Below are 21607 nucleotides of genomic sequence, written 5' to 3' on the forward strand. Positions count from 1 at the left end.
GTCGGATAGGTCTGCACCTGTTCAATGAAAAACGTCAACTGGTAATCACCAAGGCCATCGGGGCGGCACTCGTAACCGAGGTCGTAATACGGGTTCCCTTCCCCGTAGATCCACTCATTGATGAACCACGAGATGTCCTGACCGACTGCCGGCGAGACGACATCGATAAAATCCTGCGTATTGGCGGTGCCGTGCCGGAACTGAGAATTGGCGAAGGCACGCACACCAGCGAAAAAGAGCGAATCACCGAGGACGCCGCGCAGCATGTGGAGCACCCAGCCGGCTTTGTTGTAAGAAAGATTACCATCGTAGATTTCGGCATAGGTGAGGTTTTCGACATAGATCGAGCCAGGGCCGAGGTATTTCATCGTCTGCATGTAGTTGTGGTAGGCGTTCGTACCGGCGGTGGCCTCCATGAACAGAGCTTCGCAATAGGAGGCGAATCCTTCGTTGATCCAGATATGATTGAAGGTGCGACAGGTAATCATGTCGCCCCACCATTGATGGCTCGACTCATGCGCAATCACCCAGTCGGTATGAAAGTCGGTCGAGTACATGCAGAAGGTCTGGTGTTCCATGGCGCCGGTCCAACCGAAGTCGGCGTGTCCCATCTTCTCGGTGATGAACGGATAGGTTCCAAACCGGTCGCTGAGAATTGTGAGCGATTGCGGGCCATAGGTTTGGAAGGCGGACATGGCCGCAGCGTTGCCCGGCAGCGAGTAACATAGAAACGGAATTGTGTCACCAGCGTGGCTCCAACTGGAGACATTCATGACGTAGTCGGCGACGCAGAGGGCGACCAGATAAGTGACGATCGGATAGCGATGCTGCCAGTGCTCGATTTTTCGTCCCCCGCCAAGAGAAGTGGTCGAGACGCGAACGCCGTTGGTGGCGACGTCATAGATTTCGGGACACTCGATATAGAGGTCAAGCGAATCGGCCTTATCTTCGGGAAAATCCTTGCACGGCCACCAGTATCGCGCGCGAAACGGCGTGGCCTTGGTCCAACAGAGCTGCGTGCCGAATTCGAAGGTGAAATCCATGCCGGCAGCGCCGTCGTAGTAAGGCGTGCCATGATAAAAGACTTCGGCTGTAACCAACTGGTCGAGACCAACGGGAGCGGGGAGCGCGATCGAGAGCAGGTGGTTTGTGTGCGTAAATGCGACGTTGGCACCCGCGACCTGCACCGAATCGACCGTGAGTTCGTTGCGCAAATTGAGGTCGATCGCTGTCAGAGCGGCGACTAACGAACGAACCTGGCAGGCGACCGAGGCGCTGATGGTTTCGGTGGTGAAGTCAAGATCGAGATTGATGGCATAGTGCTTGACGTCGAAGTCGGCCTGGTTGCCGTCAAGACGCAGACCGCCACCCTGGTTCTCAGCGATCGCTTCGCCGCGCCCACGGGTGTGTTCAGCGAAGAACTGCAGGCGCTGAGCCTTAATCTCCTCAATGTCTTTTTCGCTGAGGTTGTTCCAATCGTAGGCCCGTGCGGCAGTCGAGGATGAGCAAAAGAGAGCAACGATGAAAAGCAGTGTAAATCGAGATGTCTTCATGAACAAACCGGCCAATCGAAAGTAAGACGCCTGAACTAATGTAGTGTGAAATCGCTCGTTGTCAATGACAACCACTGGAAAGTCTGCGCCGGTCGGGATCGACACGATTCCGACCGGCGCAGCATGTCATTTCACGGGCAGGTGGCACAAGGCGCAGGACCGGCGCTGAAGATGTAATTGATCAGATAAACCACATCGGAGATGTTGACGATACCGCTGCAATCGCAATCAGCGATCAGTGTCGGCACGGGCGGCAGACCACCTATGAAGATGTAATTGACTAGGAACACCGCGTCGGAAATGTTGTGGAGACCGTTGCCGTCAGCATCGCCACAGACATCACAGACATCGCCAATGCCATCAAGATCGGAGTCCGTCTGGAGGGGGTTGGCGGCGTACGGGCAATTGTCAGTCGGACAGGTATTGCCTGCAAATCCGGGATTGCCGTAGCCGTCGCCATCGGTGTCGGTGCAGGTGTCGCAGAGATCGCCAATAGCGTCGCCATCCGCATCGGCCTGGCCGGGATTGGCGTTGCCGGGGCAATTGTCACAATCGTCGCCGACGAGATCGGCATCGAGATCCGCCTGCGATGGGTTCCAGACCCCGAGGCAATTGTCTACGTCGCCGCAGGCGCCGTCGGCATCGGCATCGTTGAGGGAATCATTCGGGCAGAAGTCGCAGACATCCCCCATACCGTCATTGTCGGCGTCTTCCTGCCCCGGGTTAGGATTGGTCGGGCAATTATCGACCAGGTCGATCACGCCGTCGATGTCGGAATCGGGAAGGCCGAGATCGTATTCGGCCAGCTCGATGGAGACAGCGGGGTTGCCGACGACATAGCGCTGGGCATAGACATGGCCGCGCAGACCGACGTTGAAATGCGTGGTGCGATACTCGGAGACGATCGAGTCTCCGGCGGCGCTCACCTGTATCGGCGGCGTCCACGTGGCGCCTTTGTCAAACGACCATGAGGCATACAGACGGTTCAGCTTTTCGAAGACGCATCCGACCGTGTCGCCGACGATATCCGTCAGGACCGGGTAGTTCTCGGGATCCGGAGAATCGGCGATGACGGAGATGCTGCTGAGGTTGTCGACATCGCCATCGGCAGTGCGAAAGGCGACAATGTCAAAATCCGCAGCGGCCGAATCATGGTAGACCGCGGCAGCCACAACGATATACCCGCTGTCGGCCGAGATATCGGGGTAACGGAGATGCTCGTCGTTATCGGCGAGTTCTTTGACCGCCGCATCGGTAGGCAGAGTCCAGTTGTTCAGTTGATCCTGGCGCAGGAACAATTTGTACTGCAAATCGGTCGAGTCGATATAGTCGTAGACCGCGTAAGTCTTGCCCGTTTGATGATCGATCGCGGCCGCGGTCGTCTGGCAATTGGGAAATTGGCCATAGTAACTTCCAAATGGCATGTTGTTCTGGCGGCCAAAAAGGGTCGGGATATTGTTGACGGCGGGATCGGACGCGTGGTTGAGAATCGCCGACTGAAAACCCCAATTCCATGACTGCTGGCCGTTGTCGGCAGCAAGATCCGTGGCCCGCATCGTGTTCCAGCCGAGGCCAAAAAGGCTGAAGTAGGTCACTGACCAGGAGGCGGAATTGCCGGGATCGGGGATGTTGACCAGCATAAAGGCCGCACCGCCTTGAAACGAGGACGGCGGAACGAAGGTGCCGTACATCTGGGTGGCGGTGCCATAGTAGTCGACCGACGGATAGCTCCCCCCGTACAGGTCGAGGAAGCAACAGCCGGTCCAGGAGGTACCGAAATTCACCGAGCCATTGAGATAGGTATAGCTGGAATCAAAAACGCCATCATAGTATTCGTACATTCGCGCCATGACGCCAAGGCCATTGGCGGCGACTGACGGGTGACGCCACCGTTGAGCAGCCAAAAGATTGAGGGAAGACCACTGGTGTTGGAAATCGCTGAAGGAAACCGTCTGTTCGGATACCGCCGGCAAAAGCTGCGGCTGTGCGGAAACGTGCACTGAACGTACGTCGGCTGAACGGTAGTTTTTGGCGGCGACAAGCGCGGTTGAACCGATGAAGACGGCCACCGACAGAAGCAGCACTGTCGCGATGCGAGGACCGGACATCGCAGTAATCATCCTTGACTCCTTGTGGTTTACCGGGCGCAGACTCAAGGCCAACGCGGCATCGGCGCGCGAATCGACAGGAGTTCGCGGCACACGCAGGATCACCGACATTGGACAAGGTTTGGTCGTGAATGAATCTGAACTATTTTAGGCCGACTACGGTCAAAAGTCAACAACAATCCACCTGAGTGAGGCGGCCTTCCGGAAAAGCGAACCGGCCGTGAGCGATGGCTGCCGGTCCAAGCATTCGGTCCGATTTAATTCCGAGGTCAGGCGCGAGGTGACCCGAGTTTGAGCTGAGCTTCATGAAGCTTGAGCCGCCGGGATGCGATATCTCTTTCCTTCGCGGCCAGCTTCTGTGCCAAACCGGCCCGCTGCTCATCGACCTTGAGGTAATTGACTTCGAGTTCGCGAATCACCTGCCCGGCGGCCGTCAACGTCAGGGGTTCGACGCCGGCCGAGGCAAAGGAATCGTATTCCGCACGCTTGCGCAGCAATTCACTCTCGGTCTGATACAGCCGTGCCGAGAGGTCAGCGGCTTCGATTTCGATTTCGGCGGCCTCCAATTCAGCTTTGCGCAGATCCTTGAGCTTCTTGAGCAGGTCGACGGCCTGCTTGCTGACCTGTGCCTCGATTTTCAAGGCAACCGCCTCGGTCTCGCGCTTGGCTTTCTTGGCATCGTCCATGCGACGCTTAATGTCTTTCTCGGCAGCCTGGCGCGATTCGATGGCGCCATCGATTTCACGCAGCCGCACTTCGGCCTGCGTCCGGCGCTCTTGCGCCATTTGCTTAGACTCCTGGGCATAGGCCAGGTCGCTGCTGACGTAGTCAAGGTTGCGCGACGGAATGACGACCAGCCGCGGATCAGTGAGTATCGCTTTGGCGGGTGTCTGCGCAATTGCGATCGACGCCGGTATCCCGACCGCGGTCAGGAGTGCGAGCGCAACCAGCCACAGAGAGCCCTCTCGATGTTGTCTTTTCATTGGACAATCCTCCTCTGATCGTCCGGCGCAGTTTGCCCGGATGATCGCGATGCGCATTATAGCTCTCCAGCAACGAATGATCAAGGACTAATCGACCCTGAAATCCTGATTACGGCAGGATGCGAGCTGGCAGCGAAAGCGCGGAGAGATGAATGAGACCGCGAAGGCGACGACCCTGCGGGAGCGCTTAGACTGCCAGGCTCAGAACCGTCGAGCAAAACTGGGCAGACTGCGTCACAAGTTCTGAGACCGCAGCCAAGTCAGTTTCCGGCGCGACTCCATCAATCGGCAGCAAGCTGACCACAATCGCGACACTCTTCAAGACAGACTTAAGTGCACGGCGGAACGAGAGCAGTCCCCTCGCAACATTGCCGGGAAGTTGTGCCAGCAAGCGATAGGAATGCGGCACATCGTGAGTCAGTGCGATTTCCTGACGCGCTTCGCGGGTCTTGCCCTGCACCAGGTAGCCGCCCACGCGAACCATGCGATCGGCGCGCAACTGCTGACGGTAGTAGTGGCCGTGGTTTTGAAGAAAGGTGTGGTCTTTCCCCCAAATCCGCTGCATGACAGTGATGCGCGAGTCGGCCATGTCGAACCAGCTGTGATCGACCAGCTGATCGCCCTGATGATGGTGGACCAGCGTGCTTTCGTAGTGAACGTAAAGCCCCTTGCCGGCGGCCGCGAGTCGCGCGCCGCACTCGAGTTCTTCCGCGACTTTGGTATCGTCGGCAAACCAAAGGGCCGCGCCGGCTTCCTGCTTGCGGACTATCATCGTATCAGCCGACATATAGCTGGTGCCGCAAAGCGAACGATAGAGGTTCTCGGTCTCGTGACAGGTGTAATCGCTGACGCCGGGCGGGAGCTTCATGAAGGAAGAAAGCTTGCGCGCCGGCCCCACGATTTCTTCCCAATCGAGATCGCGGTTGTGCTGCGACTCCAATGAGAAGTGGCGAATGGTCCCATCGCTGAAGCGGGTGCGAAAGTTCGTGAAGCAGAAGAGCACATCGGGACGGGCCGCCATGATCGCCCGCAGTATCAGGTTATGATCCGGCATCCATTCGTCGTCAGAATCGAGAAAAGTGAGCAGCGGACGACTGGCTTCCTGCACGCCGCGATTACGGGCAGCGCCGCAGCCGCCGTTACGCTGGCGAACGTACTTGATGCGATCGCCATATCGGGCCACCACGTCCGCAGTGTTATCAGCCGAACCATCATCGACAACAATCAGCTCATCATCTGCTTCAAGTTGTGGCACGACCGAGTCGATCGCACGGCAGATGAGATGGGCGCGGTTGTAGGTAGGGATGATGACTGAGATGGCAGTTGGATTCATCGCACGATCTCCTTTTCACTGACGGTTCGCGATCATGGCTCTAGTTCCGTGATCGTCAATCAGCAATCATAAATCAATATAAAATACACCACTACTGTCAATTTTCCTAATGGTTTTTCCATCTTCGAAGTTGAGCGCAGTCGCATGTCCCTCAATCGGTTGCTGTCGGCTTGAACCTGTACCACACGGTCAACTTATGCCCCTTCATGGCATACGTGAGGAAAGTAGTTGACAAAAACGGTCAAAACGGTAAACTATACAGACAGGCAATCCATATTCTCGACATCTATATAGCTCCAAGGTTGAAGTTCGCTAAGTCTGCTACCGGTGGACGGAACTTCGATGGATTGAGGGCAAGACCATGATCAAGCGCGTTGTTTGAAAGCGCCAACCATCATGGATATGTGGAACGACATAGCTGCTTTGCCGCGTTGCGGCGATGTAAACTGAAATCCATTCCAGAGGAGTATCCGATGCCTGTTCTCCGATTGCTTATCGCCCTGCTCGTTCACCAATTGCTTGCTACATCTGTGACATTCTCTCAAAACGGCCCCGGCGATCCGCAACCTTCAGTCGCCCCAGAAACGCGAGCGTCCGAGAAGAGACCGGCGGTAGTAATCAATAATTGGGCTGACCTGGACACTTACCTGAACTCCGCGCTGTCGACCTTGCCGACGCCGGGGCTGTCGGCTGCTGTTGTTTCGCATGGCAAGACTCTCTGGAGCAAGGGATACGGAATGGCAAATATCCCGGGTTCTCGACCGGTATACGACACTTCCCTCTTCCGCCAGGCATCAATATCGAAGACGGTGACGGCAACGGCGCTCATGCAACTATGGGAGCGCGGGTTATTCGAGCTTGATGATCCCATCAACTCATATCTTCCCTTTGCCGTCACCAACCCGAACTTCCCTGGCACGCCGATCACGTTTCGGATGTTAATGAATCATTCCTCTTCGATTCAGGACAATTGGAATGTATTGGTGGCGACAACGACGACCGGCGGCGACTCGCCCATCTCCCTGGGCAGCTTTCTGAACGATTATCTCGTGCCCGGTGGTGCCTACTATGATGCCAGTGCCAACTACCGCAATACTGTTCCGGGAAGCCAGTACTACTACACTAACGTTGGCAATGCCGTCGGGGGATATCTTGTCGAGGTCATCAGTGGCATTCCATTCAATATTTACTGCCGCGATTCGATCTTCACGCCTTTGGGAATGACCCGTTCGGGATGGTTATTGGCAGAGATCAACCAGTCGAATCTTGTTACACCTTACGTCTGGAACGGAAGCGGATTTGTGCCCGACTTCAACTACAATATGCCGTGGTATCCTGCCGTTTCGTTTGTCACAACCGCGACCGAGTTGGCACGCTTTGTGTCGGCGTATACCGAGTCGGGCATCCTCGATGGATCACGAGTGCTTGACAGCGCAACCATTGCCATGATGCTGGTGACCACGTCCGGTAGCGCCGGTGTCGCCTGGCATCGGCAGTCGTGGTTCACGCAGACGCACGGAACGCAGATACTCTGGGGGCATGGCGGATCGTATCCGGGGGTTCGAACACAGGAGTACTTCTCGCCGGCAGGACGTTCCGGAGCAGTACTCATGATTAACACGCGCTATACCGGCGACCAGGATTTTGAGAATCGTTTTTATGATGTATTTGACGAACTTCTGGACCTCGCATTCGACGACGACGCGGATTCGATTCCTGACCGTTTTGACAACTGCAAAACCACTGCTAATACCTCGCAATTGGAGCAAGACGGGGACGGCTTGGGAGATGCGTGCGACAACTGCCCGCTTGTAGCCAACGCAAATCAGCTTGATACCGATGGCGACCTCCTGGGGGATGCTTGCGATCCCGACGCCGACGGCGATGGACTTCTCAATGGGTCCGACAACTGCCCGCTTGTCAGTAATCTCGGTCAGCAAGACGCTGATGTTGACTCGATTGGTGATGCCTGCGATAATTGTCCCATGATCTCCAACCGCGACCAAACTGACGAAAACCATGACGGAACGGGCGATGCCTGCGACGGCTTCGTGCACATCCACGCCCAGGATCTTGTCGACACCATCTATGCCGCTGTCAATTTCGAGTACTATTTAAAGGCGGTTGGCGGGACTCCCCCGTATACCTGGAGCCTATTCGGCGGTGACCTGCCCTTTGGTCTCGAACTGGATCTGGGGACGACAGGACGGATTCACGGCAAACCGACCTATCCGGCCGAATATTTCTTTTCGATCGGTACAGTGGATGCCGGCGCACCGGCCAAGGCCGACACAGCCAGTCTGAGCATTGTCGTTCTGCCGCCGCTGTACATCTGTGGTGATGCTGATGGGAGCGGCGGTGTATCGATATCAGATGCAGTCTTCTTGATCGCGTACATCTTCAGCGGTGGTCCGGCACCGAATCCACCGCTCGCGGGTGACGTTGATTGCAGCGGGATCGCGACGATTTCGGACGTTGTCTACTTAATCGCGTACATTTTTTCCGGTGGTCCGGCGCCGTGCGCCGCGTGTTAGCAGGCTGAGATCGTAACAGAAGCGAACCAGAGTCACGACAATATCAGACTAACGATAGCGGTTGGTAACCCAATGAAAAGCCGGTGAAGGGACTCGAACCCCCGACCAGCTGATTACAAATCAGCTGCTCTACCAACTGAGCTACACCGGCTTGGAGTTTACCCGGAGTTTGAAAACTGTGCCCAGGCGCGCGGTAAAATGTGCCGCGCCCCGGCGAAAGTCAACAGCAAAGCGACAGGGCCGGCGGCGGGCGGAATCGGCGCGCTAACGAACAAAGCGGCGGCTGCGGTCGTAGGGGGTGATGTCGACCACTTCCCCGGCGCGGACGCGGCGCTGCATGTCACGCCAGAAGTCGGCGGTGAACAGATCGCCATGCACCTGGCGAAATGCGGCGCGGAGGCGATCGGGCATACCGGAATAGCGTTCGATTTCGTCCATGAAGTAGTCATCCGGCATGGCGACGATCCACTCCTGCTCCGATTCCATCTCCTCGAATTCGTCGCGCGGCAGCGGCTTGTCGCGGAAGTTCGGTTTTTCCAGGGGCCAGACATCGTCGTAATCGAAAAGCACGACGCGGCCGCGCCGGGTAACGCCGTAGTTCCAGATGTTGAACAAGTCGCTGGGGAAAATGCCGGTGGCGGCCAAGTCCTTGAGGAAATAGCCGAAATCCAGTACGACGCGCCGCACCTGCTCGGGGTCTTTTTCCTGCATCAAGTACATCAGCAACGGCGTGACTTTGCGTTGGAGGTAGAGGTGATGAATGACGACGTGATGCGGCTCCAGAGTGACGGCATCGTGGGCAGCCGCGGCGAATTCGGTCAGGAGTTGCTCGGAGAAACGCCACTTGCGAAAACGCAGATTTTCAAATTCCTGCGTGTCCACCATCCGGCCGACGCGATCGCGGTGACGAACCAGACTATAGCGCTCCATGACATCTTGGCGATCAGTCGTTTTCGAGGTTTCGTCGCGCGAGCGCAGATAACAGGGGTAGTCCTTGACGACTTTGAAGACAAAATCGTAGTCGGGCAGCGTGAACACAATCATGACCGAGCCTTCGCGTCCCGGTGCGACGACGAACTGCTCGTGCGAGCGGTGAACAAAGCGATGCAGGTCACGATAGAACTCGGTCTTGCCGTGGCGGTTGTAACCGATGGAGACATAGAGTTCCGCGACCGGTTTCTCGGGCAGGATGCTGCGGATGAATTGGATCAGTGCATCGTGGCGATTGATTTCGACGAGGAAGTAGGAGAAGGCGAAGCTGAAGACCACGCTGACGTCGCGTTCAGCAAGGAGCGCGGTATCAACGTAAATGCCGCGATCGCCGTGATAAACCGGCAACACGAGGGGCAAACAACTGCGCTTGCCGATACAGATGCGGCCGACAAGATAGGCGACCTTGTTGCGGAAGAAGGGAGCCTTGATCATTTCAATAGCCTCGAAATCACCGTAGCTGATGATCGGCCAAAGAAACAAGTCGATTTCCTGAGCGACGAGGGCGGCATCGCGGTCGAGGTCTTCCCAAGCGATGCTGAAATTCTGGCCAATCAGCAGCTCGCGAACCGCTTCGGCGGTGGGGCGGCTCCCGGGATGGCGCGTGCAGATCTCCGTCATCGCAACGGCTGTCCGATGCGGGGCTGAGAGGCGGAAGTACTCGATTTCGCGGTCAACACCGACGGTAGAGAAGACCTTGCGCGTGACAGAGTTAAAGAAGGTCTTGGCCAAATCGCCGTCGTGGCGGCCGCTCAGGAGCGCCGGAAACGCACTCTTCATCTCGAGCCAGAGAGGACGCTCGTGGAGACGGTCGTGCAAAAGCTCATCGAGGCGGGACTCGGTTTCCGTGAGGCAGACCTCGTAGAGATCCATGCGCTCGACAGAATCCGCTCGAATTCCGGGCCAGTCGCGCTCTTCGAAGCGTTTGCGAGCACGACGGGTGATGACAACGAAGCGCCGTTGGTAATCGATGAAGGAGTCAAGTACGATCTGGGCGGCAGCGCCGGCCAGGTCGGCAGGGGTGGAGGCATTGGGAATTTGCACGCGCAGCTCCTGAGTCTGCAAGATGGCTTGCTGGGGTCGCCGCTACAAAGGAGGTTTCGTAAGCGATAATTAGCAAGGGAAAAATCTGGTGGCGCCAGTGACGATAATGTCAATCCGGGTGGCATGCCGGGTTACGCGCTTGCGAACGAATCCTGGAGACTCAACTTCAGGACGCTGATGACCCGAGCTACGGCGCCTACAACTTCTTCTTCCAGACGGTGCCCTGGGGGGTGTCCTCGAGGACGATCCCCATGGCGAGCAGCTGGTCGCGGATGGCATCCGACCGCTTGAAATCGCGGGCTTTGCGAGCCGCGATGCGTTCAGCGATGAGCGCCTCGACTTCCTGATCGAGCGAGACCGTTTCCTTGTGCAGCACGCCGAGGACGGAGTCGAAACCTTCCATGGTGGCGATCACCTTGGCCGCATCGTCACTGGAGATACCGCCCTCAACAATGAGGCGGTTGATGTCGCGCACAAAGTCGAAAATGGCGGCCAGTGCAGGCGAAATATTGAGATCGTCGTCGAGTCCGTCGGTGAAGCCCTGTTTGACGCGGTCAACGTACTCGTCAACTTTGCCGGAAGGGACATTCTTGATACCGTTGGGCAAGTTGTCGATGAAGTCGCGCAAGCGTTGAATCGCCGCCTTGGCGCCGTCGAGGCCGTCAAAGGTGAAGTTGAGGGAGGCGCGATAGTGCGTGGACATCAATAGAAAGCGGATCGCGACCGCCGGATGGCCTTGGTCGAGCAACTCGCGTACCGTATAGAAATTGCCGAGCGATTTCGACATCTTTTTGCCGTCGACCACGAGATGGGCGCAATGGAGCCAGTAGTTGACGAACGGTTTTCCGGTTGCGGCCTCCGACTGCGCGATTTCATTTTCGTGGTGCGGGAACATGTTGTCGACACCGCCGGTGTGAATGTCGAACTGCTCACCGAGATACTTCATCGACATGGCCGAGCACTCGAGATGCCAGCCGGGACGGCCCTTGCCGATTTCGGTCTCCCAGAAGACGTTGCCGTCGGCCGGATCCCAGCCCTTCCAGAGCGCGAAATCAGAGACCTGCTCTTTCTCGTACTCGTCGGCAGCGACACGCTGGGAAGCACCGGCCTGTAATTGGGAGAGATCCATGTGCGAGAGCTTGCCGTAGTGCGGGAACTTGGCGATCGAGAAGTAGATGTCGTTGCCGGCCCGGTAGGCGACGCCGCGGTCAAGCAGCTTCTTGACCAGTGCCACCATTTCGGGAACGTGGGTCGTCGCCGGCGGATAGTGCTCGGCACGCTCGATGCGAAGCGCATCGATGTCCTCAAAGAAACCCTGGATATAGACGGCCGTGTATTCGTCGAGACTGACCCCCTTGGCAATCGAGCCTTTGATCGTCTTGTCATCAATGTCGGTCAGGTTCATCACCTGCGTAACCTTGTAGCCGCGATACTTGAGGTAACGGCGGAGCAAGTCCTCGAACATGTAAGCGCGGAAGTTGCCGATGTGCGCGTGATTGTAGACCGTGGGGCCGCAGGTGTACAAGCGCACCTCGCCGGGGTGGATGGAATTGAACTCTTCCAATTTGCGAGTCAAGGTATTGTAGAACTTGAGTGCCATAATCTCCCCGGGCGCAGACGGTCCCCCCGGTGACGAGGAGACCGCGCGGTGAAGTTGTCTAAACCTGCGTAAACGACTTGACGGTCTTGGCGTCAAGCTTCTTGATCAATTCGACGACGAGCTTGACCGAGGCCTCGTAATCGCCGCGGTACATGATGGCGTTATGGCCATGGATGTAGCGGACGGCCGGACCGATCACGACGGTCGGGACACCGACGCGCGACATATGAATACGGCTGCCATCGGTCGTGCCGCCGCGAATGCTCGACAGGTGGTACTTGATTTTGAGCCGGTCGGCAGTGGCCTGGACGAAGTGACGCAGTTTCACATTGGGAATCATGCCGCCGTCGAAGACGAGAATCGAGGGGCCGTTGCCCACACGTTCCTTGGGTTCGCCGGAAATACCGGGCGTATCGCGGGCGATGCCGGTGTCGAGAATGATGGCCAAATCAGGATCGATCATCCAGGCGGCGGTCCCGGCGCCGCGGCAGCCGACTTCTTCTTGCACCGTGCCGACGGCGTAGACGGTGTTGGGATGTTTCTGCTTCTCCAGCCGCCAAAGCGTCTCAATCGCCGCGGCGCAGCCGAAGCGGTTGTCAATCGCCTTGGCCATGATCATCTGGTTATCGGCCATCAGCGTGAACTTGGAGTCCGGAACGATAACGTCGCCGACGCCGATGCCAAGTTTCTTGGTCACGTCCATCTTTCCGCGCACACCGCAGTCGATGTACATGTCGGTGACGTCGAGCACCTTCTTGCGCGCTTCCGGTTCAAGGATGTGCGGTGGTGTCGAGCCGATTACGCCCAGCACCGGACCTTTCTTCCCCACCACGAGCACGCGCTGGGCCAGGGCGACGTGTCCCCACCACCCGCCGAGAGGCAGGAATTTCAGGAAGCCGTTGGGGGTAATTTCGGTGACCATGAAGCCGATTTCGTCGAGGTGGCCGGCCACGATGATCTTCGGATCGGCGGCCGTGCCTTTGCGTTCGGCGATGATCGAGCCCATCTTGTCAAACGAGACTTTGGCCAGTCTGGCGACATGTTTCTTAAAGATCTCGGCGACGGCCGATTCGTGCCCCGGCGGCCCATAGGCGTTCGTTAGTTCTTCAAGCAGCAGATCAGTCTTGTCCACGACAATACCTCCAACGGTTGAGTCAAGCAGTCCACTTTTCCCTCCCCACCATGAGGGAGTGCGGTCACGATAATACTTGGAGTTACGATTATCAAGGCGGAAACGTTTCGTCGCGGCGGTCGCGTGCGTACCGGTTCTGCCATTCGGACTATTTCGATCTACTTCTTGAGGGCGAGTTCGACAATCCGCGTCAGCAACTGCTCGAAAGAGATTCCGGCCGCTTTTGCCGCCTTCGGTACCAGCGAGGTCGAGGTCATGCCGGGGAGCGTGTTCATTTCAAGACAGAAGAGTTGATTCTTCGGATTCAGGCGAAAATCGGCGCGCGCGTAGCCGTGACAGCCGAGCACCTGGAAGGCGGTCAGAGCGTACTCCTTGACGTCGGCCTCAACCTGCGGATCCAGCGGCGCCGGACAGATGTACTCCGAGGCACCAGACGTATACTTGTGGGCGTAGTCGTAGAAGCCCTCCTTCGGCACGATCTCGACCACGGGTAGTGCCTCGTCGCCGAGCACGGCAACGGTCAATTCGCGGCCGGGGATATATTCTTCAAGAAGAATGAAATCATCGTAATCGAGGGCCAGTCGAATGCCGTGAATCAGTTCCTCGTAGTTTCCGGCGATGGTAATGCCGACTGTTGAACCTTCGGAATTTGGTTTGACGACGATTGGGTAGTCGGCTGCAGTGATCTCGTCGCCGCCACAGAACCGGAAGAGATCAGCCTCCTTACCGAAGAAGATGGTTTGGGGGGTGGGGACGCCGACCGAATCCATGATCAGTTTCGCGCGTTGTTTGTCCATTGCCAGTGCCGAGGCCAGCACGCCGGAGCCGGTGTAGGGGATTTTGGCGAGATCAAAAAGCGCCTGCAGGGTGCCGTTCTCGCCGAGTCCGCCGTGGAGCGCGATGAAGACGACATCGCAGTCGTCCAGCGATTGCGGCAGCGCCAGGTCGAACCGGCTACTGCGCGCAAGTGCGGATGCTGACCCGGTCTGCAAATCGCCTTGAGCCACGGCGCCGCCACCGAGCAAGTCGCGGCCGTTCAAGGTGTCGACAATCTTGATTTCGTGTCCGGCCGATTGCAGGGCAGCGGCTACAGCCTTGCCGGAGTTGAGCGAGACCTCACGCTCTTGTGACTCGCCCCCGGCCAATACCAAAATCTTCACGCGTTCTCCCGGCGTCGTTTGCGCTGGACAATTTTATAGGCCACAAAGGCAAGCACAATCAAAAGCGCAGCGATAATAAGGGAATTATAGGTTGCCAGCCAGCCGTCGATCTTGTGCCAGTCGAGCCGCAGGCGTAGCGCCAGATAAAGCACGATGAAGTTCCAGGTCAAAGTTGAGATGGTGCTGTAAATAAGCATCCGCCAGGCGCCAACGCGGCCAACGCCGGCCATTACGGCGATCAGCGCGCGGACGCCGGTCAAGTAGCGCGAAGCCAACAGCACCTTGTCGTGCCAGCGTTCAAACCAATGCTCGACGTGCTCCAATCGCCGCACCCCGAGCCAGCGCATGCTGTGGCTGGAGAAGGCCGAGCGGCCGTGTGTGCGGCCGAAATAGTAAAGCGCCATCACTGACGCCAGGGTGCCGATCACCGACAGCCCGTAAATCGACCCCCACGAGACGTGACCGCCGGCGGCATAGACGCCGCAGATGAAAACGATAGTATCCCCCGGATACGGCGGAAAGAAGTTCTCGATCAGCATGGAGACGAAGACGAAGAGGTAGATCCAGAGAGGACTGTGAGCCGTGACGAGATTGAGGATTTCGTCGGCTTTGGAGAAGAAGACTTCCATTTAGCGTTGAACGAGCGCGACCGCCATCGCCGCGATTCCTTCTTCGCGGCCGGTAAAACCCAGTCTTTCGGTCGTCGTGGCCTTGATCGAGACGGCATCATCATCGATGCGACAAACGCGGGCAATATTGGCGCGCATCTTATCGACATAGGGAGCAATCTTTGGCTGCTCGCAAATGATTGTGATATCGGCGTTGACCAACGCCCAGCCGTCGCTGCGCAGTATCTCCACGACGCGGTTCAAGAGCAAAGTTGATGATACATCTTTGAATTGCTGGTCGCTCGGGGGAAAGTGCCGGCCGATATCGCCTTTGGCGACCGCGCCCAGGAGCGCGTCGCAAAGGGCATGCAGGACGACGTCGGCGTCCGAATGTCCCTGTAGACCCAGCGGATACTCGATCAACTCACCGCCCAGTACCAGCCGTCGTCCAGCGACGAAGGGATGCACGTCAAATCCAGAGCCAACGCGAAAAGCCGGCATACAGTCCTCTCAGGTTGCGGTCCCGACCAGGAGCCGGCGCGCCAATTCGAGGTCTTCGGGCGTGGTGATCTTGATGTTAACGGAGGAGCCCTCCACCACCCGGACACCGATGCCGAAGGCTTCACAGACTGAAGCATCGTCGGTAAAAGTACGGTTTGATTCCAGTGCCTGGATATAGGCCGAGATGATGGCCTCGTACTTGAAGACCTGCGGCGTCTGGGCAACCCAGATCTTGTCGCGGTCGAGGGTGGCAATCACGAAGCCGTCCTCGACCCGTTTGAGCGTTTCCGTCTGGTGAGTGGCGAGGATGGCGGCGTCGTGGGCTTCGGCCTCCCGCCCGACCGCCTCGATCTCCTGTACACTGACAAGCGGCCGAACACCATCGTGAATGAAGACCAGATTGGCATTCTCCGGAACGGAGCGCAGGCCGCAAAGGATTGAGTCGAAGCGCGTCTTGCCGCCGGCGACGATCCGCTCGACTTTCTTGAAGCCGTGACGGGCCACGATCGACTCGTAGGCGTAGTTGAGGTCATTCCCCGCGACGACCAGATGGATCGCGTCGATGCAGGACGCCTGCTCAAAGCGCTCGATGGTCCAAGCCAGAATTGGTTTGGAACCGACGGGACGATATTGCTTGGCAACGGCGCCGGGCAGGCGCGAGCCCGCTCCGGCAGCGGTGATAATGGCGTAGTTCTTCATGTAATCAACATCGCATCGCCATAAGAGTAGAACCGATACTTGTTGTCGACGGCATGGCCGTAGGCGGCGAGTATCTGCTCCGGCGAAGCGAATGCCGCCACCATAGCCAAAAGCGACGACTCCGGCAAATGGAAATTCGTGATCATGGCATTGACGACCTTGAATTCGAAACCGGGATAGACGAAGACGTCGGTTTCGTCGTGCGTCGCCGCGATCGTGTTGAATTTGGCGAAGCTGCCTTCGAGCGTGCGGACGACGGTCGAGCCGACCGCCACAATGCGGCGTCTTTCTACCATTGCCTGGTTAATTCGCGCCGCAGACTCGGTGCTGATCCAGAATTCCTCCGGATCCATGACATGCTTTTCGTAGTGTTTGGCTTCGATCGGCTTAAACGTACCGCGGCCGACGTCCAGACGGACGTAAGCGATTTCGACGCCCAGTCTTTCCAAGTCGGTCATCAACTCCTCGGAAAAGTGCAGGCCGGCGGTTGGCGCAGCGATCGAAAAGCCCTCGCGGGCATAGACCGTCTGGTACATCTTGCGATCGACCGAAGTGTCTTCCCGCTTGATGTAGGGTGGCAGCGGCATATGGCCGTACTTCTCCATTAACTCGGTGGCGGCGCCGCCGTAGAAGCGAACATGGCGTGATCCGTCCGGCAGGACGGCGACGATTTCCGCGTATTCGCGGGCCGAGAAGTAGAATTTGTCGTGCTGATGCGCCTTCTTGCCGGGACGAACCAGACAGACCCATTCGTCTTCTTTGAGTTTGTCCATCAAGAAGATCTCGACTTTGCGACCGGCCTGGCCGCCGACCCCGAAGAGGCGGGCACGCGCAACTTTGGTGTCGTTGAGCACCAGTAGATCGCCGGCGCGCAGAAGGCTGACGATGTCGGCGAAGACATAGTCGGCGATCGCGCCGCTGGCGCGATCGAGGTGCAAGAGGCGACAGCGTTCGCGCTTCTCCAACGGATGTTGCGCGATCAGTTCCTCAGGAAGCTCGTATGTAATTTTCTCCATAACCCATCTTTGACAGCGTGTTACCAAGTGGCTTCGGCATCAACCGATGCTAAAGCAATTTACCCTGACGTGACGGTTTGACTTCGGATTTGAGGTGATTGAACGCGGCGGTCGTCGCGGTCCGTCCCCGCGGCGTGCGTTCCAGCAGTCCCTCCTGTATCAAGAACGGTTCGTAGATTTCTTCCAGTGTTTCCGCTTCCTCGCCGACGGCTACGGCCAGCGTGCTCAGCCCGACCGGGCCGCCGCGGAATTTTTCGATCAACACATTGAGAATACGTTTGTCCATATCGTCGAGGCCGAGTTCATCGACGTCGAGGCGTTCGAGGCTGTCGTGGGCCAATGCCTCGGTGATACGGCCGTCGCCAGTGACCTCGGCGAAATCGCGAATACGGCGCAGCAGCCGGTTGGCGATGCGCGGTGTGCCGCGCGAGCGCGAGGCGATCTGGCTGCAGCCGGGGTCGTCAATTTCAACCTTGAGAATGCGCGCCGAGCGACGGATGACGCGGGCGATGTCGTCGGCGCTGTAGTAGTCCAGGCGACCGACGACGCCAAAGCGCGCGCGCATCGGCGAAGTGAGCAAGCCGGCGCGGGTCGTGGCGCCGATCAGCGTGAACGGTTTGAGCGGCAGTTTCACCGATCGTGCGGCGGGACCGCGATCGATCATGATGTCGAGCGTGAAATCCTCCATGGCCGGATAGAGGTACTCCTCGACGACGCGGTTGATGCGGTGGATTTCGTCAATGAAGATGACATCGCGCTCGGCCAGATTGGTAAGAATGCCGGCCAGGTCGGCGGCTTTCTCGAGGATCGGACCCGAAGTGGACTTGATCCCGACGCCGAGTTCGTTGGCGATCACATACGCCAGCGTCGTCTTGCCCAGACCCGGAGGTCCGTAGAAGAGGACGTGATCGAGCGCCTCGCCCCGTTGCTTGGCGGCTTGAATGAACACTTTGAGATTCTCCACGACCTTGCCCTGCCCGATGAACTCGTCAAAACGGACAGGTCGCAATGTCGCGTCGAAATCGCGCTCGCCCTGAATGATCTCGGGATTGGTGATCCGCTCTTTCATGCCACGATAGAATGGGCCGACCGAAGTCGGCCCCGACCTTTCTTCACAAGTGGTATACTGCCCCTGCGAACATGCTAACGGACGCCGGCCTGCAAGGCCGCGCGAATCAATGCGTCCGAACCTTGATTCGAGCCGATGGCGGCCACGGCAGCCTCGACCGCTTTGCGCGCCTCATACCGGCTGTAGCCGAGTGCTTCCAACGCCAGCACGGCTTCCTCGACGTGACCCAGTTTCTGGGTCACACCGATGCCGCTGGTCGAGATAATCTTGGTAACTTTATCCTTCAACTCAAGCACTAATCTTCCCGAAGTTTTCGGTCCAATTCCGGAGATCGTGGACAGCAGCGACTTGTCCTCTTCGATGATCGATCGCAGCAGGTCATCCACCTTGATTCCAGAAAGAATCGTGAGTGCCAACTTGACGCCGATCCCCGAGACTTGGATCAGCATCTCGAAAACCTCTCGTTCAGATTGGGTCGCAAATCCGATTAAGTCAATCGCATTTTCACGAACCTGCATGGAAGTGTACAATGTGACTTCCGAGCCGTTCGGCGGCATCGCCTGCGCGGTCGAGATCGGCACCAGCAGTTTGAACCCGACCCCACCGACGATGACTTCCAGGTGATCCGGGTGTTTGGAGCTGAGTCTGCCGGTCAACGAAGAAATCACAGCCGCTGCTCTCGTCTCTGGAAGTGGCAATACGCTACAGCGAGGGCGTCGGAGACGTCCAAAGCGGCCGGAAGTTCCTTAATGTTGAGCAGAGCCTTTACCATGTAGTTCACTTGTTCTTTGGAGGCCGCGCCGCGTCCAACCACTGACTGCTTGACTTCGCGCGGCGCATATTCAAAAATCGGAATGTTCTTCAGACTGCAAGCAAGCAGTATCGCGCCGCGCGCCTGACCGAGACTGAGCGCGACCTTAACGTTCTTGCCGTAGAACCCTTCTTCCAGCGCCACTTCGTCCGGACTTTCGCGTTCCAACAGTTCAGACGTACGACGGAAGATCTCGCGCAATCGCTCGGCCATTCTGCCGGTGGAGGTCGAGAACGTCCCCGCGTCGAGCAGCCGTGTTCCGCGTTGATCTATCTCGACAAGCCCGAACCCAGTCACGGCCAGGCCGGGATCGAGTCCGAGAATTCTCATTGAGCGCTGAGTTGCTCCAGAACGGCGTCGTCGATATCGAAGTTGGCGTAAGCCTTCTGGATGTCGTCGTGATCTTCAAGGGCTTCGTAGAGTTTGATCATCGACTCGGCGTGTTTGCCCTCGATCCGGACAGAGGTCGATGGAATCAGCGTGATTTCGGCGCTCGCCATCGGAATCCCCTTGGACTCCAGCGCCGCGCGGACAGCTTCGAACAGCTCTGGCGGCGTGGTGATCTCGAACAGGTCGCCCTCGGTCGTCATGTCGGACGCACCGTGTTCCAGCGCCAGCTCGAGCAGAGTGTCTTCGTTGGCCTTGGCGGTTTCGACTTCGATCAACCCCTTCTTGGCGAAGATCCAGCCGACCGAGCCCGATTCGCCGAGATTCCCGCCATACTTGCTGAACAGATGCCGGATTTCGGCGACCGTGCGATTCTTGTTGTCAGTAACGACCTCGACCATAACGGCGACACCGCCGGGGCCGTAGCCTTCGTAGGTAATCTCATCGTAGCTGGTACCTTCGAGCTCACCGGTACCTTTCTGGATTGCGCGCTTGATATTATCCGCCGGCATGCTGTTGGACTTGGCATTCAAGACGGCTGTACGCAAACGCGGGTTCGACTCGGGATCACCACCGCCAAATCGCGCCGCCACCGTGATTTCCTTGATCAGCTTTGTGAACAGACGCCCGCGTTCGGCGTCAGCTTTGCCTTTCTTACGTTTAATCGTCGACCATTTAGAATGACCGGACATTCACTCCTCCAAAAGCATTAATCCAAACCGGTGGATAAATAGCAAATCGGCTGTAATGAAGCAACGGAAATCAATGGAGCGGGATGCAATCCGGTGACATGCGCCGAGGCATTGCCGTGGTCCCCACTCTTTTGTCAGTTGTGACAGGCGACGTGGTACGGCCCCCCATCTGACAGCACTTCGGCCTTAAGACCCAATCTTCTCCGCCAGACGGCGCACCGAATCGGCCAGATCATCGACCTTCTTGCTGAGGTCCTCCAAATCCTTCTTCCGCGCCACCTTCATATTTTCGATGGCGGTCTCGATGTCTTTCGAGACGCGTTCCTTGAAGTCCTTGGTCGAGGATTCCGCCTTGTCGAGCAATTCCAGGATCGCTTCCGAACGCTTCGACTTGGCGACTTCCCCCTGCTTGATCAACGTGTCGACGATTTCTTCGGCCTTGCTCTTGGTGATTTCAAAGACGCCGATTGAAGCCAGCACAGTCTTCTTGAGAATGTCCATGTCTAATCCTCCTCCGAGGGCGATAAAGCCCCGCAAAGTTTCAATGACGGATTGCTGATTGGGTTTTTGCGTGATTTCGTCAACGAATAGCTGGGCGAGCACGGCGGCGGTTTGGTCTTCGCCGGAGCGGCTGTCAACGACGGCAAACGAATCTCCTGCGCGAATGTATGCTCGCAAGTCCTCGCCAGTGACAAACCGACTGACAGTTGTATCGTAAAGCAGGCGGTTGGGATAGCGGCGAATCGTTCGCATAGAGTCAATTTGTGCACCGCACAAAAGATGTCAAGAAAAAAAGGATGGCTGCCACCAAACAACCATCCTTCCAGCAACCCTTAAGTTTCAGGTATAGGAGCTATACCTTTGCGAAACTTAGGAGCACAACGTTGACGATTTCCAAAAGTCGTTCGCAGACAAACGGTTTCTTGATAAACATATCGCCGCCAGCCTTGAAACCGCGCCCCTGGTCATCGGAGGTATCCTTGCCGGTCAGGAAGATGACCGGGATGTTCTCGGTCAGCGGATCCTTCTTGAGTTCGTTGCAGATCTCATAGCCGTCCATTTGGGGCATCATGATGTCCAGAAAGATCATGTCCGGCTTGAAGGTCTTGGCACGCTCCAACCCCATCACGGCGGAATTTTCGGCGACTACCGTATGGCCGGCATTCGTGAGAAACGCCTCAAGGATGTCGGTAATCTCCGGCTCGTCGTCGACTACAAGGATTTTTGCTTTCTTAACAGCCATGCTGGCACTTCCGATTTGTCATTGTTCCTTGAAGTTATCGGACATGGGGAGTCGGGTCTTTAGCGGAAAAGTGCCCAGCAGACTAACCGTCAATCGCTATGGCAACAGCCGGTTGAGTGGCAGCGCAACTGGCCACTTCAGAAA

At 57.4% G+C, this 21607-nt stretch carries 19 protein-coding genes and 1 tRNA gene; 1 reads left to right on the forward strand and 19 read right to left on the reverse strand.

The window, feature by feature from the left end; genetic code table 11:
• The 4 genes from IT585_02435 to IT585_02450 all read right to left on the reverse strand — a co-directional run.
• On the reverse strand, window positions 1–1553 hold a 1553-nt coding region (locus tag IT585_02435; protein MCC6962086.1), incomplete at its 3' end, for a M1 family metallopeptidase.
• Between the two features lie 131 nt (window positions 1554–1684).
• Window positions 1685–3772 (reverse strand): thrombospondin type 3 repeat-containing protein, encoded by a 2088-nt coding sequence (locus IT585_02440; protein MCC6962087.1) that lies wholly within the window; start codon window positions 3770–3772, stop codon window positions 1685–1687.
• Between the two features lie 158 nt (window positions 3773–3930).
• On the reverse strand, window positions 3931–4644 hold the full coding sequence (locus IT585_02445; GenBank protein MCC6962088.1) for a hypothetical protein: 714 nt from the start codon (window positions 4642–4644) through the stop codon (window positions 3931–3933).
• Window positions 4645–4831: 187 nt separating this feature from the next.
• The gene (locus IT585_02450; GenBank protein ID MCC6962089.1) at window positions 4832–5977 is read right to left on the reverse strand and encodes a glycosyltransferase family 2 protein; all 1146 of its coding nucleotides are present in this window, start codon (window positions 5975–5977) and stop codon (window positions 4832–4834) included.
• Between the two features lie 473 nt (window positions 5978–6450).
• On the opposite strand from IT585_02450, the gene IT585_02455 reads away from it, so the two are divergent.
• On the forward strand, window positions 6451–8511 hold the full coding sequence (locus IT585_02455) for a serine hydrolase (GenBank protein MCC6962090.1): 2061 nt from the start codon (window positions 6451–6453) through the stop codon (window positions 8509–8511).
• A gap of 78 nt (window positions 8512–8589) precedes the next feature.
• Here IT585_02455 and IT585_02460 read toward each other — a convergent pair.
• The 15 genes from IT585_02460 to IT585_02530 all read right to left on the reverse strand — a co-directional run bounded on the left by IT585_02460 (window position 8590) and on the right by IT585_02530 (window position 21463).
• A tRNA-Thr gene (locus IT585_02460) sits at window positions 8590–8662 on the reverse strand.
• Between the two features lie 113 nt (window positions 8663–8775).
• Complete coding sequence (aceK, locus tag IT585_02465) at window positions 8776–10545, reverse strand: bifunctional isocitrate dehydrogenase kinase/phosphatase (GenBank protein MCC6962091.1); 1770 nt, start codon at window positions 10543–10545, stop codon at window positions 8776–8778.
• Window positions 10546–10741: 196 nt separating this feature from the next.
• On the reverse strand, window positions 10742–12145 hold the full coding sequence (locus tag IT585_02470; protein MCC6962092.1) for a cysteine--tRNA ligase: 1404 nt from the start codon (window positions 12143–12145) through the stop codon (window positions 10742–10744).
• Window positions 12146–12203: 58 nt separating this feature from the next.
• Complete coding sequence (locus IT585_02475) at window positions 12204–13277, reverse strand: M42 family metallopeptidase (protein MCC6962093.1); 1074 nt, start codon at window positions 13275–13277, stop codon at window positions 12204–12206.
• 158 nt (window positions 13278–13435) lie between these two features.
• The gene (locus tag IT585_02480) at window positions 13436–14437 is read right to left on the reverse strand and encodes a D-alanine--D-alanine ligase (protein ID MCC6962094.1); all 1002 of its coding nucleotides are present in this window, start codon (window positions 14435–14437) and stop codon (window positions 13436–13438) included.
• Window positions 14434–15066: a DedA family protein gene (locus IT585_02485; GenBank protein ID MCC6962095.1), complete on the reverse strand. Its 633-nt coding sequence runs from the start codon at window positions 15064–15066 to the stop codon at window positions 14434–14436. The genes IT585_02480 and IT585_02485 overlap by 4 nt, the downstream gene beginning before the upstream one ends.
• Window positions 15067–15546 (reverse strand): 2-C-methyl-D-erythritol 2,4-cyclodiphosphate synthase, encoded by a 480-nt coding sequence (locus IT585_02490; GenBank protein MCC6962096.1) that lies wholly within the window; start codon window positions 15544–15546, stop codon window positions 15067–15069.
• Window positions 15547–15555: 9 nt separating this feature from the next.
• The gene (ispD, locus tag IT585_02495; GenBank protein ID MCC6962097.1) at window positions 15556–16245 is read right to left on the reverse strand and encodes a 2-C-methyl-D-erythritol 4-phosphate cytidylyltransferase; all 690 of its coding nucleotides are present in this window, start codon (window positions 16243–16245) and stop codon (window positions 15556–15558) included.
• Entirely contained in the window at window positions 16242–17261 is a 1020-nt protein-coding gene (gene queA, locus IT585_02500; GenBank protein ID MCC6962098.1) for a tRNA preQ1(34) S-adenosylmethionine ribosyltransferase-isomerase QueA, read from the reverse strand. Before queA ends, ispD begins: the two co-directional genes overlap by 4 nt.
• A 49-nt stretch (window positions 17262–17310) precedes the next feature.
• Window positions 17311–18330, reverse strand: coding sequence for a Holliday junction branch migration DNA helicase RuvB (ruvB, locus tag IT585_02505; protein MCC6962099.1), 1020 nt, complete (start codon window positions 18328–18330; stop codon window positions 17311–17313).
• Window positions 18331–18404: 74 nt separating this feature from the next.
• A complete protein-coding gene (ruvA, locus tag IT585_02510; protein ID MCC6962100.1) occupies window positions 18405–18998 on the reverse strand; it encodes a Holliday junction branch migration protein RuvA in 594 nt (197 codons plus the stop codon).
• Window positions 18995–19471 carry a crossover junction endodeoxyribonuclease RuvC gene (ruvC, locus tag IT585_02515; protein MCC6962101.1) on the reverse strand — a complete coding sequence of 159 codons (477 nt, stop codon included), beginning with the start codon at window positions 19469–19471 and terminating at the stop codon, window positions 18995–18997. Before ruvC ends, ruvA begins: the two co-directional genes overlap by 4 nt.
• Window positions 19468–20220, reverse strand: coding sequence for a YebC/PmpR family DNA-binding transcriptional regulator (locus IT585_02520; GenBank protein MCC6962102.1), 753 nt, complete (start codon window positions 20218–20220; stop codon window positions 19468–19470). The genes ruvC and IT585_02520 overlap by 4 nt, the downstream gene beginning before the upstream one ends.
• A gap of 186 nt (window positions 20221–20406) precedes the next feature.
• Window positions 20407–20973: a phasin family protein gene (locus IT585_02525; protein ID MCC6962103.1), complete on the reverse strand. Its 567-nt coding sequence runs from the start codon at window positions 20971–20973 to the stop codon at window positions 20407–20409.
• A gap of 100 nt (window positions 20974–21073) precedes the next feature.
• Window positions 21074–21463 carry a response regulator gene (locus IT585_02530; GenBank protein ID MCC6962104.1) on the reverse strand — a complete coding sequence of 130 codons (390 nt, stop codon included), beginning with the start codon at window positions 21461–21463 and terminating at the stop codon, window positions 21074–21076.
• Window positions 21464–21607: the final 144 nt, after the last annotated feature.

The organism is Candidatus Zixiibacteriota bacterium (genome assembly GCA_020853795.1).
Lineage (GTDB): Bacteria > Zixibacteria > MSB-5A5 > CAIYYT01 > CAIYYT01 > JADJGC01.